Here is a 14,231-nt window from a genome sequence, read left to right on the forward strand (position 1 = left end):
ATGGAACTCGATCTCTGGACCCAGAGCCTGGTCACCGCCATGACTGCCCTTTGGACCAAGGTGGCGAACTTCATCCCCAACCTGTTCGGCGCGCTGGTCGTGGTGCTGCTCGGTTTCGTCGTGGCCAAGCTGCTCGACACCCTGCTGTCCAAGGTGCTGGCCAAGTTCGGCCTGGACCGCCTGATGAGCGGCACCGGGCTGACCAAGATGCTCGCCCGGGTCGGCATCCAGGTGCCGATCTCGACCCTGATCGGCAAGATCGTCTATTGGTTCGTGCTGTTGATCTTCCTGGTTTCGGCCGCGGAATCCCTGGGCCTTGAGCGAGTCTCGGCGACCCTCGACATGCTCGCCCTGTACCTGCCCAAGGTGTTCGGCGCGGCGCTGGTGCTGTTGGCCGGCGTGTTGCTGGCGCAGTTGGCCAACGGCCTGGTGCGCGGCGCCGCCGAAGGTATCGGCCTGGAATACGCCGCTGGCGTCGGGCGGATCGTCCAGGGCCTGGTGATCATCATCAGCATCTCGGTGGCGATCAGCCAGCTTGAGGTCAAGACCGACCTGCTGAACCACGTGATCGTCATCGGTTTGATTACCGTTGGTCTGGCCGTTGCCCTGGCGATGGGCCTGGGCAGTCGTGAAATCGCCGGGCAGATCCTGGCCGGGATCTACGTGCGTGAACTTTTCCAGGTGGGCCAGCAGGTGCGTATTGGCGAGGTCGAAGGGCATATCGAGGAGATCGGCACGGTGAAGACCACCGTGCTGACCGACGAGGGCGAATTGGTGTCGCTGGCTAACCGTGAGCTGCTCGAGCAGCGCGTGAATAGCCGCTAACCGCGCAAAAGCTGTTAATGTATGCCGCCGCGAAATCGGCCCACGGGGCCGAGCGGCGACATTGACCTGACTGTCGGCCAGATCCGTTTTGAATAAAGTTCATTCGCCGCCCATGCGCTATGACCCCCGAGAGCTCACCGACGAGGAGTTGGTGGCGCGTTCGCATGAGGAGCTGTTTCACGTTACCCGCGCCTATGAGGAGCTCATGCGGCGCTACCAGCGCACGCTGTTCAACGTCTGCGCGCGGTACCTGGGGAACGACCGGGATGCCGATGATGTCTGTCAGGAGGTCATGCTCAAGGTGCTCTACGGGTTGAAGAACTTCGAGGGCAAGTCCAAGTTCAAGACTTGGCTCTACAGCATCACCTACAACGAATGCATCACCCAGTACCGCAAGGAGCGCCGTAAGCGCCGGTTGATGGATGCCCTGAGCCTGGACCCTGTCGAAGAGGCGTCCGAGGACAAGGCACCGAAGCCGGAGGAGAAAGGCGGGCTGGATAAATGGCTCGTGCATGTGAACCCGATCGACCGGGAAATCCTGGTGCTGCGTTTTGTCGCAGAGCTGGAATTCCAGGAGATCGCCGACATCATGCACATGGGTCTGAGCGCCACGAAAATGCGCTACAAGCGTGCGCTCGACAAGCTTAGAGAGAAATTTGCAGGGGTGGCTGAAACTTAGTCGCCTGCAAATACCTCTAACCAACCGGCGAGTTCTGCTAGACTTGCCGTCGAGTTGTCCCCCGGATTTTGGTGGGACCGCTTAACTATCACCAGATGGGGATTTAACGGATGAAATTGAAAAACACCTTGGGCCTGGCCATTGGTTCGCTCGTAGCCGCCACCTCGATTGGCGCTATGGCACAAGGCACTGGCGCTGTAGAAGTCGAAGGCTTCTACAAGAAAGAATTCTTCGACAGCCAGCGTGACTTCAAGAACGACGGCAACCTGTTCGGCGGCTCGATCGGTTACTTCCTGACCGACGACGTTGAACTGCGTCTGGGTTACGACGAAGTCCACAACGCCCGTGGCGATGACGGCAAGAACATCAAGGGCTCGAACACCGCCCTGGACGCCGTTTACCACTTCAACAACCCGTACGACGCCATCCGTCCGTACGTGTCGGCTGGTTTCTCCCACCAGTCGCTGGGCCAGACCGGCCGTGGTGGTCGTAACCAGTCCACCTTCGCCAACGTTGGCGCTGGCGCCAAGTGGTACATCACCGACATGTTCTACGCCCGTGCCGGCGTCGAAGCTCAGTACAACATCGACCAGGGCGACACCGAGTGGGCCCCGAGCGTTGGTATCGGCCTGAACTTCGGCGGTAGCCCGAAGCAAGCTGAAGTCGCTCCGGCTCCTGTTGCCGAAGTCTGCTCCGACAGCGACAACGATGGCGTCTGCGACAACGTCGACAAGTGCCCTGACACCCCAGCCAACGTTACCGTTGACGCTGATGGCTGCCCGGCTGTTGCCGAAGTCGTTCGCGTTGAGCTGGACGTCAAGTTCGACTTCGACAAGTCGGTCGTCAAGCCAAACAGCTACGGCGACATCAAGAACCTGGCTGACTTCATGAAGCAGTACCCACAGACCACCACCACCGTGGAAGGTCACACTGACTCCGTCGGCCCAGACGCTTACAACCAGAAGCTGTCCGAGCGTCGTGCCAACGCTGTCAAGCAAGTCCTGACCCAGCAGTACGGCATCGAATCGACCCGTGTTGACTCGGTTGGCTACGGTGAGACCCGTCCGGTCGCCGACAACGCCACCGAAGCTGGCCGCGCCGTTAACCGTCGCGTAGAAGCTCAGGTAGAAGCCCAGGCCAAGTAATTGGTTTGATGCTTCACGAAAAACCCGGCCCCGGCCGGGTTTTTCTTTGCCTGCGATTTAACGGGCCCGCACGTCTGTTTTTTGTAGGAGCGGCCTTGTGTCGCGAAGGGCCGCGCAGCGGCCCCGGCAATCTTCGTGGCGAAGCTGAAAATGTGCGGACGTTACGCGCCCCATCGCGACACAAGGCCGCTCCTAAAGGGCGTGTGAGGCGCTCAATGCTTGAGCAAAATCAGCAACAGCACCATATTCAATAGCAGCGACATCAAACCCAGTGTGCGCCAGACTTTTACCGGCTCGCGCTCCAGCAGCGGCCGTGGCCGCTCGGCCGGGGCCTGGCGGTCGCCATGCTCGAGCAGCAGCAACCATTGCTCGGCGGTCTCGAAACGCAGTGCGGGGTTGGCGGTTACCGCCTGCTCGAGGTTGCGCTGCAACCACTCCGGCAGATCGGGACGATAACGCCCGGCATTGACCGGGTTGCCGAAGCGCGGGCGCTGGAAGGCCTCTACCTCGCCATAGGGATAATGACCGGTGAGCAGGTGATAGAGCGTCACGCCGACGGCATACAGGTCCTGGCGCGGGCTCGGCGGCACGCCGTCGAAGGCTTCCGGCGCCAGGTAGGAAGGCGTGCCAGGCAGGGCGTGGGGTTGATCCTCGGATAGACCCGGACAGTAGGCCAGGCCGAAGTCCAGCAGGCGCAACTGGCCATCGTCGCCCAGGTGCAGGTTTTCCGGCTTGATATCGCGGTGCAGCAGATTGCGTCGGTGCAGTACGCCAACCGCCTGCAGCAGCTGGCGAGCGATTTCCAGCCACTGAGCCAGGGGCAGCGGGCCATGGGCTTCGAGTCGGGCGGCGAGGGTCGTGCCGGCATATTCACGCATCAGGTAGTACAGGTACTGGCGCTGGCTGGCTGGGTGGGCTTCGGGGAAGTGGCGGCCGGCAACGCGGCGCAGGAACCACTCTTCCAGCAGCAGGCCCTGGGCGGCTCCAGGTTCGTGTTCACGGCCTGGGGGCAAGGTTTTCAGCAGCCAGGGCTGGCCTTGCTGATCGCGCACCCGATAGAGCAATGACTGCCGGCTCTGGGTCAGCAGCCCTTGTACTTGCCAGCCATCGACCTGCTGGCCTTCGCGCAATGGTCCTGGCAGCGGCCACTGCCCGAGTTGCGCCAGAGTATCGCCGAGGTTGCTTGCGCCCAGGTGCTCGACCTGCACCAGCAGGGCGCTGGCGTTGTCCTGGCTGCCGCTGTGGTGGGCGGTGGCTACCAGCGTGTCGGCAGCGTCCTGCAGGTCGGCTTGCTCACGCAGGATCGCCTGGATGCGCTGGTCGCCGACGCTGGCCCAGACGCCATCGCTGAGCAGCAGGTAGCATTCGCCCTCGTGCAACTCGCCGTCCAGGTAGTCGACCAGCAGGTGCTGGTCCAGGCCCAGCGCGCGCTTGAGCACATGCTGCATGCCGGGCTGATCCCAAACGTGGTCTTCACTCAGGCATTGCAGGTGCCCGGCATGCCAGCGGTAGACCCGGCAATCGCCGACATGGGCGAGGGTGAAGCGCCGCCCACGCAGCACCAGGGCGCTAAGCGTGGTCAACAGTGGCTGGCCGTTGCCCTGGGCGCGCAGCCAGCGGTTCTGCGCGCTGAGCAGGCGATCGAGGGCCTGGGCCACGCCCCAGGTGGCAGGGGTGGCGTAGTAGTCCAGGGCCAGGGCCTGCAAGCTCGCCCGCGCCGCCAGGCCACCGTCGGCGCACTGGCTGACGCCGTCGGCGAGGGCGCACAGGTAGCCTTTACTGGCGGCCAGCTCCGGCGTGGGGGTGACCAGGCGCAGGGCATCCTGGTTCTCCGCGCGCGGCCCGATGGCGCTGGCCTGGGCGAAACGCAGGCGCAAACTCATCAGACCCGCGCCACGGTGACGGCCGCCGCGCCCCAGGTGGTGCGCCAGCGTTGCTTGACGCCATGCAGGCCGAACCAGGCCAGCAGGCCGAGGCTGGCGAACAGCCACAGGCCGAGCTGGTAGTCGCCGCTGTGTTGCTTGATCGCGCCCAGGCCGGCGGCGAGCAGGAAGCCGCCGATACCACCGGCCATGCCGATCAGCCCGGTCATCACGCCGATCTCCTCGCGAAAACGCTGCGGCACCAGTTGGAACACCGCGCCGTTGCCGGCGCCCAGGCCGAGCATGGCGCTGACGAACAGGGCCAGTGCCGCGACCGCGCTGGGCAGGTTGAAGCCGACGGCGGCGATGCACACGGCAGCCACGCCGTACATCGCCAGCAGGGTGCGGATGCCGCCGAAGCGATCAGCCAGGGCTCCGCCCAATGGACGCATCAGACTGCCGGCGAACACGCAGGCGGCGGTATAGTAGCCTGCGGTGACCGGGCTCAGGCCGTACTGGTCGCTGAAGTAGCCCGGCAGGGCGCTGGCCAGGCCGATGAAACCGCCGAAGGTGACGCTGTAGAAGAACATGAACCACCAGCTGTCACGGTCGCCAAGGGCCTTCAGGTAGTCGGCCGTGGCCTTGGGTCTGGGCCGTTGCGGGGCGTTGCGTGCCAGCAGGGCGAACAATGCCAGGGTCAGCAGCAGCGGCAGCAGGGCGAAACCGAACACGTTGTTCCAACCAAAGCCTGCGGCCAGAGCCGGAGCCAGCAGGGCAGCGAACACCGTGCCGGAGTTGCCGGCGCCGGCGATGCCCATGGCCTTGCCCTGGTGTTGCGGCGGGTACCACTGCGAGGCCAAAGGCAAGGATACGGCGAACGAGGCCCCGGCGAAGCCGAGGAACACGCCTAGCAGCAGCGCCTGTTCGTAGCTGTGCACGCCCAGGCACCAGGCACAAGCCAGCGCGGCGATCACCACCACCTGGCCAATCAGCCCCGCGGTCTTGGGTGACAGGCGATCGACCAGCAGGCCCATGGCAAAGCGCAGCAGCGCGCCGGCGAGGATCGGCGTGGCCACCATCAGGCCCCGTTGTTGTGCAGTCAGTTGCAGGTCGGCGGCAATCTGCACCGCCAGGGGGCCGAGCAGGTACCAGACCATGAAGCTCAGGTCGAAGTACAGAAAGGCGGCGAACAGGGTGGGCACATGCCCGGATTTCCAGAAGCTCGTATTCATCGAACACCTCGTTGGGCGCGGAAACGAAAAGACGCCGCTGCCCGGTCCACGGCCGTGGAAGGGCGAGCGACGTCTTTGTCGGGGTATATTGGCAACCGCCGTTGGCTACCTGGGCATTCTCTGAGCAAGAGACGGGCCAAGCGTGTTGGCGCAGGTGGCCGCTCCTACAGTTGAAAAATGGGGTTTTAGCCAAGCATCTGCGACATGGCGATGATTTGTTCGGCCACCTGGATCAGCTTCTGCTGGCGGCTCATGGCCTGGCGGCGCATCAGGGTGTAGGCCTGCTCTTCGTTGCAGTCCTTGAGCTTCATCAGCAGCCCTTTTGCTTGCTCGATACGCTTGCGCTCCGCTAGTTGCTGGTCGCGGGCCAGCAATTGCGCGCGCAAGGCCTGGTCGGCCTCGAAGCGTGCCATGGCCACGTCGAGGATCGGCCGCAAGCGCGTAGCGTGAATGCCCTCGACGATGTAGGCGCTGACCCCGGCTTCGATCGCCTGGCGCATCATCCCGGGGTCGTGTTCGTCGGTGAACAGCACGATCGGCCGAGGGTGGTCGCGGCTGACCAGCACCACTTGCTCCATCACATCGCGGCCAGGTGACTCGGTATCGATCAGCACCACGTCCGGGCGCACCGTTTCGACGCAGGCCGGCAGGTCGATGCTCAAGTTGCCGGCCTCGATCACCTCGAAACCGGCCTCGCTCAGGGCGGCCTTGAGGCGGCCGACTTTTTTCTCGGTGTCGTCGATCAGCAGGATGCGCAACATGTTCGCGCCCTCAGCGTCCGGCCCGCAGGGCGGGTGTCGTATCCAGCGCATGCAGAGCGAAACTGCGCGCGTAGCCATGGGGGTCGCTGCCGTCCCAGCGGCTGCCATCGATCAGCAGGCTGCTGCGCAGGGGCGAGTAGGCGCAGGGCACGCCCAGGGCCTGGGCGGCCTCGCGGTACAGCGTCAGTTGCTGGACCTGGCGTGCCACACCGAGGTAGTCCGGGTCGTCGCGCAGGATTCCCCAGCGGCGGAACTGGGTCATGAACCACATGCCGTCGGACAGGTAGGGCAGGTTGGCCCGGCCCTGGTCGAACAGGCGCAACCCATGGGGGTCGTGCCAGCGGTTGCCCAGGCCATCCTGGTAGTCGCCGAGCAGGCGCGGCTGGATGCTGCCCAGCGGGCTGTCCAGATAGGCGCTGCCGCTGAGCAGTTGCGCGGTGCCACGACGATTGTCCTGGCTCTGCTCGATGAAGCGGGCGGCGGCCAGCACCGCGCGGATCAACGCACGAGCGGTGTTGGGGTAATGCGTGACGAAGTCCTGGGTGCAGGCCAGGACCTTCTCGGGGTGGCCGGGCCAGATCGCCTGGCTGGTGGCCAGGGTGAATCCCTGACCCTCGGCCACGGCGTCGGCCGACCAGGGTTCGCCCACGCAGAAACCGTCGATGCGTCCGGCCTGCAGGTGGGCGCGCATCTGCGCCGGCGGCACCACCACGCTGTCGACGTCGCGTAGCGGATGGACGCCCAGGCTGGCCAGCCAGTAGTACAGCCACATGGCGTGGGTGCCGGTGGGGAAGGTCTGGGCGAAGGTCAGGCGTGCGCCACCCTGGTGCACCCGCCGCGCCAGTGCCTCGGCGCTGGTCACCCCCTGGCGTTGCAGCGTGGGGGAGAGGTTGATGGCCTGGGCGTTCTGGTTCAGCCCCATGAGTACCGCCAGGGCATTGGCCGGCCCGCCGCCCACGCCAAGGTGCACGGCATAGACCAGCCCATACAGGCAGTGGGCGGCGTCCAGCTCGCCATTGAGCAGGCGGTCGCGCAGGCCGGCCCAGGAGGCCTGGCGGTGCAGGTTGAGGGTCAGCCCCTGTTGCTGGGCGAAACCCTGGGTGGCGGCGACCACCACCGAGGCGCAGTCGGTCAGGGCCATGAAACCGATGTTCAGACAGGGCTTTTCCGGTGCATCGCTGCCGTTGACCCAGGCCAGTGGCAGTGTCGGTAGGGGTGTGTTCAAGGCATTCCTCGGACGTTGACAGATGACGACACGAGGTTGGCTTAGCAACCCATGTGCCATGACCCTGTCGCCGTGGCGACGCGCTGGCTATAATCGCTCCCTCACACACCGCGAGTCCGCCCGCCCATGTATACCCTGGCCCGCCAGTTGCTGTTCAAGCTCTCCCCGGAAACCTCCCACGACCTGTCGCTGGACCTGATCGGCGCCGGTGGCCGCCTGGGCCTCAATGGTTTGCTGTGCAAGCAGCCGGCGGCGTCGCCGGTGACCGTCATGGGCCTGAACTTCGCCAACCCGGTGGGCCTGGCCGCCGGCCTGGACAAGAACGGCGCGGCCATCGACGGCTTCGCCCAGCTGGGCTTTGGCTTCGTCGAGATCGGCACCGTGACCCCGCGTCCGCAGCCGGGCAATCCCAAGCCACGGCTGTTCCGCCTGCCGCAAGCGAGCGCGATCATCAACCGCATGGGCTTCAACAACCTAGGCGTCGACCACCTGCTGGCAAGAGTTCGCGCGGCGAAATACACCGGTGTGCTGGGCATCAACATCGGCAAGAACTTCGACACCCCGGTCGAGCGCGCCCAGGACGATTACCTGATTTGCCTGGAGAAGGTCTACAACGACGCCAGCTACATCACTGTCAATGTCAGCTCGCCCAATACCCCAGGCCTGCGTTCGCTGCAGTTCGGCGACTCGCTCAAGCAACTGCTCGATGCCCTGGCCGAGCGACGCGAGCAGCTTGCCCAGGCGAATGGCAAGCGCGTGCCATTGGCCATCAAGATCGCCCCGGACATGAGTGACGAAGAGACCGCCCTGGTCGCCGCGGCGCTGCGTGAGTCGGGCATGGACGCGGTGATCGCCACCAACACCACTTTGGGCCGCGAAGGGGTCGAGGGGCTGCCGTTCGGTGGCGAGGCCGGCGGTTTATCGGGCGCCCCGGTGCTGGCCAAGAGCACCCATACGGTTAAAGTGCTGGCGGGTGAGCTGGGTGGAAAGTTGCCGATCATCGCTGCCGGTGGCATTACCGAAGGGCGTCATGCCGCTGAGAAGATCGCTGCCGGGGCCAGCCTGGTGCAGATTTATTCGGGCTTCATCTATAAAGGGCCAGCGCTGATTCGCGAAGCGGTGGACGCTATTGCGGCGATGCCGCGGTCGTAACCGGCAGGTATAAAAAAGGGGTCCCTCAAGGGACCCCCTGGGCCGCAGCCCGCCGCCCGGATGGGGCGCGCATGGTGACTCGAATTCAGTGTCCTCGTTCAGCCAACGGCGTGATTTTCGTTGAGTCTATGGATGCCAGCGGTGCCAGTCATGCCGTCCCAGTTATCGCCGCGGCCCTCGCGCCAGCCGTTGATCCAGGCTTGACGGACGGACGGCAGATTGAACGGGCAGAGTTCGCGGGATTTGCCGGTGACGCCATACTGGTAGCCACGTGAATATGCTCTTTCCAACGGATCACGCTTAAGTCTTCTCATAGGGTGTTGCCCTCACTTGTTGACTGTAATGTCCCGTCGGCCTCTCCGAGGCCGGGCAGAATCGTTCTGCCGGTATGCGCCCGCTGCCGGCGTGGCGGGCTGAAAGTGCCGCCCCGTTGCGGGACGACCTGAGATCAGTTCTATCGAATGCGAGTCACAGTGTGAATGATCGATTTGTCATAAGGACGTAACCTTTCAGAGGGTGAAAGGATAAGTAAATAAATGCGACTCAACCTTGTTTGCCGTTGGGCCCGCTATGATCAGGGTTTAGTCAGCGTTGACGTCATATGGCCAGTGTTGCTGGTTGATGACTGAAATATTTGGTAATGCGACGAAGGGTCACATGCGTACCCGTCGTCGAGGAAATTTTCATACTGCTCAGCGATCAAAGCCACTTTCGCCATCGGCGAAGGCGCGATCTGCCGAGCGGCCCGGCCCGGCGAGAGGTCTCGCCAGGCCACCCGGGCGCCTGCTGGAAGGGTGTGCGGGAAAACATCGGTCGCCGATGCGTCGGCGGCCATCTACCTAGCCCAAGGCTCTGGATTGCACATGTCGGACCGTTTCGAACTTTACCTTACCTGCCCCAAAGGCCTTGAAGGCCTGCTCGCCGAAGAGGCTCGCCAACTGGGCCTGAACGAGGTGCGTGAGCACACCTCGGCCATTCGCGGCGATGCCGACATGGAAACCGCCTACCGCCTGTGTCTCTGGTCGCGCCTGGCCAACCGCGTGCTGTTGGTGCTCAAGCGTTTCCCGATGAAGAACGCCGACGACCTGTACGACGGCGTGCACGCGGTCGACTGGGCCGATCACCTGGCCGCCGACGGCACCCTGGCCGTTGAGTTCAGTGGCCATGGCTCGGGCATCGACAATACCCACTTCGGCGCGCTCAAGGTCAAGGACGCCATCGTCGACAAGCTGCGCAACCGCGAGGGCCTGCGCCCGTCGGTGGAGAAGCTCGACCCGGATGTACGGGTGCACCTGCGCCTGGACCGCGGCGAGGCGATCCTGTCCCTGGACCTGTCCGGCCACAGCCTGCACCAGCGCGGCTATCGCCTGCAGCAGGGCGCTGCGCCGTTGAAGGAGAACCTGGCGGCGGCGGTGCTGATCCGTGCGGGTTGGCCGCGCATCGCCGCCGAGGGCGGCGCCCTGGCCGACCCGATGTGCGGCGTGGGTACGTTCCTGGTCGAGGCGGCGATGATCGCCGCCGACATGGCCCCTAACCTCAAGCGCGAACGCTGGGGCTTCAGCGCCTGGCTCGGCCATGTGCCGGCGCTGTGGCGCAAGGTGCATGACGAGGCCCAGGCCCGTGCCGAGGCCGGCCTTGCCAAGCCGGCGCTGTGGATTCGTGGCTACGAGGCTGACCCGCGGCTGATCCAGCCAGGTCGGAACAACGTCGAGCGTGCAGGCCTGGGTGACTGGGTGAAGATCTACCAGGGCGAAGTGGCCAGCTTCGAGCCGCGTCCGGACCAGAACCAGAAGGGCCTGGTGATCAGCAACCCGCCCTACGGCGAGCGCCTGGGCGACGAGGCCAGCCTGCTGTACCTCTACCAGAACCTCGGCGAGCGCCTGCGCCAGGCCTGCATGGGCTGGGAGGCGGCGGTATTCACCGGTGCGCCCGAGCTGGGCAAGCGCATGGGGATTCGCAGCCACAAGCAGTACGCTTTCTGGAACGGCGCGCTGCCGTGCAAGTTGCTGCTGTTCAAGGTCCAGCCCGACCAGTTCGTCACCGGCGAGCGCCGCCAGGGTCCCGTCGAGGCGGTGGAGGGCGAGTCTCGTCGTCCGCAGCCGGTGGCCAGCGAGCCAGCACGCCTGTCCGAAGGTGCGCAGATGTTCGCCAACCGCCTGCAGAAGAACTTCAAGCAGTTGGGCAAGTGGGCCCGCCGCGAGAAGATCGATTGCTACCGGGTCTACGATGCCGACATGCCCGAGTACGCCCTGGCGGTCGACCTGTATCACGACTGGGTGCATGTTCAGGAATACGCCGCACCGCGTTCGGTCGATCCGGAAAAAGCCCAGGCGCGCCTGCTCGATGCCTTGACCGCGATCCCCCAAGCCTTGGGCGTCGACCCGCAGCGCGTGGTGCTCAAGCGCCGCGAGCGTCAGAGTGGCACCCGTCAGTACGAGCGCCAGGCGACCGAAGGACGTTTCATGGAAGTCGAGGAGGGCGGCGTCAAGCTGCTGGTCAACCTCACCGACTACCTGGACACCGGGCTGTTCCTCGACCACCGGCCAATGCGCCTGCGCATCCAGCGCGAGGCCGCCGGCAAGCGCTTCCTCAACCTGTTCTGCTACACCGCCACGGCCAGCGTGCACGCAGCCAAGGGCGGCGCGCGCAGCACCACCAGCGTCGACCTGTCCAAGACTTACCTGGATTGGGCTCGGCGCAACCTGTCGCTGAATGGCTTCTCCGAGCGCAACCGCCTGGAGCAAGGTGATGTGATGGCCTGGCTGCAGGGGGCGACGGAGAGCTACGACCTGATCTTCATCGACCCGCCGACCTTCTCCAACTCCAAGCGCATGGAAGGGGTGTTCGATGTGCAGCGCGATCATGTCGAGCTGCTCGACCTGGCCATGGCCCGCTTGGCGCCGGGCGGCGTGCTGTACTTCTCCAACAACTTCCGCAAGTTCCAGCTCGACGAACATCTGGCCGCGCGCTATGCGGTAGAGGAAATCAGCGCCCAGACCCTGGATCCGGATTTCGCGCGCAACAGCCGCATCCACCGCGCCTGGCAGCTACGTTTGAAGTAAGCCGACGAGGTACATGGCGCGGCTGCTGGCCAGTGGCTATAAAGCACTACAGGGCAGGACAATTCGCAGGACGCTGACGTTGGTGAGAGTCCTCTATGTCGAACCCGGACGTACCTGCGAAGCTGCTGGGCCTGCTCGGCGACCAGCTGTCGGCCTGGGGCGTGGCCCTGGCGGCGCTGGTCGCCGGGTGCCTGCTCACGGCTGCGTTGGCTACCGCCACCCACGCCTTCCACAAGCAGCAACTGCGCCAGCGCTTCGAGCTGCTGGCCAGCGAGCGCTACAGCCGTATCGCCGAGCGTTTCGAGGAACAGGAGCAGCGCCTCGATGGCTTGCGGCGGTTCTTCAGCTATTCGAGCCAGGTCACCCCCCGCGAATTCGACGGCTATGCCCGGCCGCTGTTGCACCGCACCCAGGCCTATTCGTGGGCGCCCCGGGTCGAGGCGGCGCAGCGCGAAGCCTTCGAGCAGCATGCCAGTGCCTGGCTGGGACAGCCTTACCTGATCCGCGACCGCGACGCCCAGGGTGCGTGGCACCCCGCGCCTGCGCGTGACTATTACTACCCGGTGCTGTTCACCCAGGCGGCCAGCCGGCAGGGCCAACCCTACGGCCTGGATCTGCGTGGCCAGCCGCTGCGCGAGGCGACCCTGGCCAGGGCCTTGAGCCCCGGCAGCATGGCGGTGTCGGCACCGCTGGACATGCTCAATGTCGAGCCGGCCTACAGCCGTGGCCTGCTGATGGTCGCCCCGGTGTTCGCCGACTCGGCGTTCGCCGATGCGCCGCCCAGCGGTTATGTCATGGCATTGCTGAGCCTGCGCCAGCTGATCGTCGAAAGCCTACCCACCGTGGCCGACGGCAACCTGGTGGTGCGTATCCACGACCTGTCCAGCGAAGGTGCGCGCGAAGTGCTGTTCGATTCCGGCAATACGCCGGCGCGCATGGCCCTGGCCAGCAGCCACCTGCTGCATCTGGCCGACCATCATTATCAGCTGGATATCCGCCCCAGCCTGGATTTCCTGGCGGCCAACCGCTCTTCGGCGGTGAACGTGGTGAGTGTGCTGGGCGGGCTGCTCAGCCTGCTCTTGGCGGCCTTGCTGTACAGCCTGTTCGGCCAGCGCCAGCGCGCCCTAGGCCTGGTCGCGCGACGCACGGCGGAACTGCGTGTCAGCGAGCAGTCCTTGCGCGAGACCCACAACCAGTTGCGCAGCGTGCTCGATGCCGCGACCCAGGTGGCAATCATCGCCACCAGCCTGCGCGGGGTGATCGACACGTTCAACGCCGGCGCCGAGCGCATGCTTGGCTACTCGGCCAGCGAGGCCTTGGGGCAACTGACCCTGGAGGATCTGGTGCAGCCCGACGAGCTCCACCGGCGCGCCCATGCCTTGAGCCAGCGCTATGGTCGCGAGGTGGGGGCGGGCCAGGCGATGTTCGCCGAAACGGTGCAGGAGGGAGCGGGCGAGCCGGCCGATTGGACCCTGGTGCGCAAGGATGGCAGCCACTTGCTGGCCAACATGCTGGTGACCGCTGTGCTCGACGAGCAGGGGCTGTGGGTGGGGTACCTGGCGATCTGCATCGACGTCACCGAGCGCCGCCGGGTACATGAAGCACTGGCGGCCCGTGACCGCCTGTTGGAGAAGCTCAGCGACGAGGTGCCGGGAGGCATCTACCAGTACCGCCTGGACGTCGATGGCCATTCCTGTTTTCCCTACGCCAGCCGGGGCTTGCACGACATCTACGAGGTCGACCTGGCGTTGTTGCGCCAGGACGCCTCGGCGGTATTCGAGCGCATTCACCCTGACGACCTGGAGCGGGTGCGGCGCTCAGTGCGCTATTCCGCCGAGCAACTGACGCCGTGGCGAGAGGAGTACCGGGTGTGCTTGCCGCGCGCGGGGCTGCGCTGGGTTAGGGGCGAGGCGACGCCGGAGATCGGCGACCATGGCTGTACGCTCTGGCATGGCTATCTCACCGATATCTCCGACCTCAAGCGGGTGGAGGAGGAGCTGCGCACGTTGTCGATCACCGACGCACTGACCGGTATTTTCAACCGTCGCTATTTCCAGGAGCGTTTACGCACTGAATTGGACCGGGCGCAGCGCGGTGGGCTGGACCTGGCGGTTATCATGCTCGATATCGATCATTTCAAGCGGATCAACGATCAGTTCGGCCACGCGGTGGGGGACCATGTGCTGCGCAGCCTGTGCCAGCGCATCGGGCGTCGGCTGCGGCGCACGGATGTGTTCTGCCGGCTGGGAGGCGAGGAGTTCATGGTGCTGTGCCCGGGCAGTCATGCG

At 65.0% G+C, this 14,231-nt stretch carries 11 protein-coding genes; 6 read left to right on the forward strand and 5 right to left on the reverse strand.

Translation table 11 applies throughout. From position 1 onward, the window contains the following. The 3 genes from E3U47_RS22820 (at position 1) to E3U47_RS22830 (ending at position 2,649) form a co-directional block, all read left to right on the forward strand. On the forward strand, positions 1 to 825 hold the full coding sequence (locus tag E3U47_RS22820) for a mechanosensitive ion channel domain-containing protein (RefSeq protein ID WP_134693845.1): 825 nt from the start codon (positions 1 to 3) through the stop codon (positions 823 to 825). Between the two features lie 112 nt (positions 826 to 937). Beyond that, the gene (gene sigX / locus E3U47_RS22825; protein WP_046854750.1) at positions 938 to 1,504 is read left to right on the forward strand and encodes an RNA polymerase sigma factor SigX; all 567 of its coding nucleotides are present in this window, start codon (positions 938 to 940) and stop codon (positions 1,502 to 1,504) included. A gap of 110 nt (positions 1,505 to 1,614) precedes the next feature. Beyond that, positions 1,615 to 2,649, forward strand: a complete 1,035-nt coding sequence (locus E3U47_RS22830) for an OmpA family protein (protein WP_134693846.1) — start codon at positions 1,615 to 1,617, stop codon at positions 2,647 to 2,649. 212 nt (positions 2,650 to 2,861) lie between these two features. Here the strand turns inward: E3U47_RS22830 and E3U47_RS22835 are convergent, their stop codons facing one another. From E3U47_RS22835 to E3U47_RS22850, 4 genes are all read right to left on the reverse strand, one after another. After that, positions 2,862 to 4,532, reverse strand: coding sequence for a bifunctional protein-serine/threonine kinase/phosphatase (locus E3U47_RS22835; protein ID WP_134693847.1), 1,671 nt, complete (start codon positions 4,530 to 4,532; stop codon positions 2,862 to 2,864). Then, positions 4,532 to 5,743, reverse strand: coding sequence for a NarK/NasA family nitrate transporter (locus E3U47_RS22840; RefSeq protein WP_134693848.1), 1,212 nt, complete (start codon positions 5,741 to 5,743; stop codon positions 4,532 to 4,534). The genes E3U47_RS22835 and E3U47_RS22840 overlap by 1 nt, the downstream gene beginning before the upstream one ends. A 185-nt stretch (positions 5,744 to 5,928) precedes the next feature. Continuing rightward, positions 5,929 to 6,504: an ANTAR domain-containing response regulator gene (locus E3U47_RS22845; RefSeq protein ID WP_134693849.1), complete on the reverse strand. Its 576-nt coding sequence runs from the start codon at positions 6,502 to 6,504 to the stop codon at positions 5,929 to 5,931. 10 nt (positions 6,505 to 6,514) lie between these two features. Beyond that, complete coding sequence (locus E3U47_RS22850) at positions 6,515 to 7,729, reverse strand: CmpA/NrtA family ABC transporter substrate-binding protein (RefSeq protein ID WP_256660330.1); 1,215 nt, start codon at positions 7,727 to 7,729, stop codon at positions 6,515 to 6,517. Between the two features lie 126 nt (positions 7,730 to 7,855). Between E3U47_RS22850 and E3U47_RS22855 the strand changes: the two genes are divergently transcribed. Beyond that, positions 7,856 to 8,881 carry a quinone-dependent dihydroorotate dehydrogenase gene (locus E3U47_RS22855; protein WP_134693851.1) on the forward strand — a complete coding sequence of 342 codons (1,026 nt, stop codon included), beginning with the start codon at positions 7,856 to 7,858 and terminating at the stop codon, positions 8,879 to 8,881. 98 nt (positions 8,882 to 8,979) lie between these two features. Here E3U47_RS22855 and rmf read toward each other — a convergent pair whose 3' ends face one another. Beyond that, positions 8,980 to 9,195: a ribosome modulation factor gene (gene rmf / locus E3U47_RS22860; protein ID WP_003248687.1), complete on the reverse strand. Its 216-nt coding sequence runs from the start codon at positions 9,193 to 9,195 to the stop codon at positions 8,980 to 8,982. 549 nt (positions 9,196 to 9,744) lie between these two features. On the opposite strand from rmf, the gene rlmKL reads away from it, so the two are divergent. Both rlmKL and E3U47_RS22870 read left to right on the forward strand, forming a co-directional pair. Continuing rightward, positions 9,745 to 11,943 carry a bifunctional 23S rRNA (guanine(2069)-N(7))-methyltransferase RlmK/23S rRNA (guanine(2445)-N(2))-methyltransferase RlmL gene (gene rlmKL / locus E3U47_RS22865; RefSeq protein WP_134693852.1) on the forward strand — a complete coding sequence of 733 codons (2,199 nt, stop codon included), beginning with the start codon at positions 9,745 to 9,747 and terminating at the stop codon, positions 11,941 to 11,943. Between the two features lie 95 nt (positions 11,944 to 12,038). Continuing rightward, a partial coding sequence (locus tag E3U47_RS22870; RefSeq protein WP_134693853.1) for a diguanylate cyclase occupies positions 12,039 to 14,231 on the forward strand: 2,193 nt, incomplete at its 3' end.

The organism is Pseudomonas sp. RIT623, assembly GCF_004519305.1.
In the GTDB taxonomy this organism is placed as follows: domain Bacteria; phylum Pseudomonadota; class Gammaproteobacteria; order Pseudomonadales; family Pseudomonadaceae; genus Aquipseudomonas.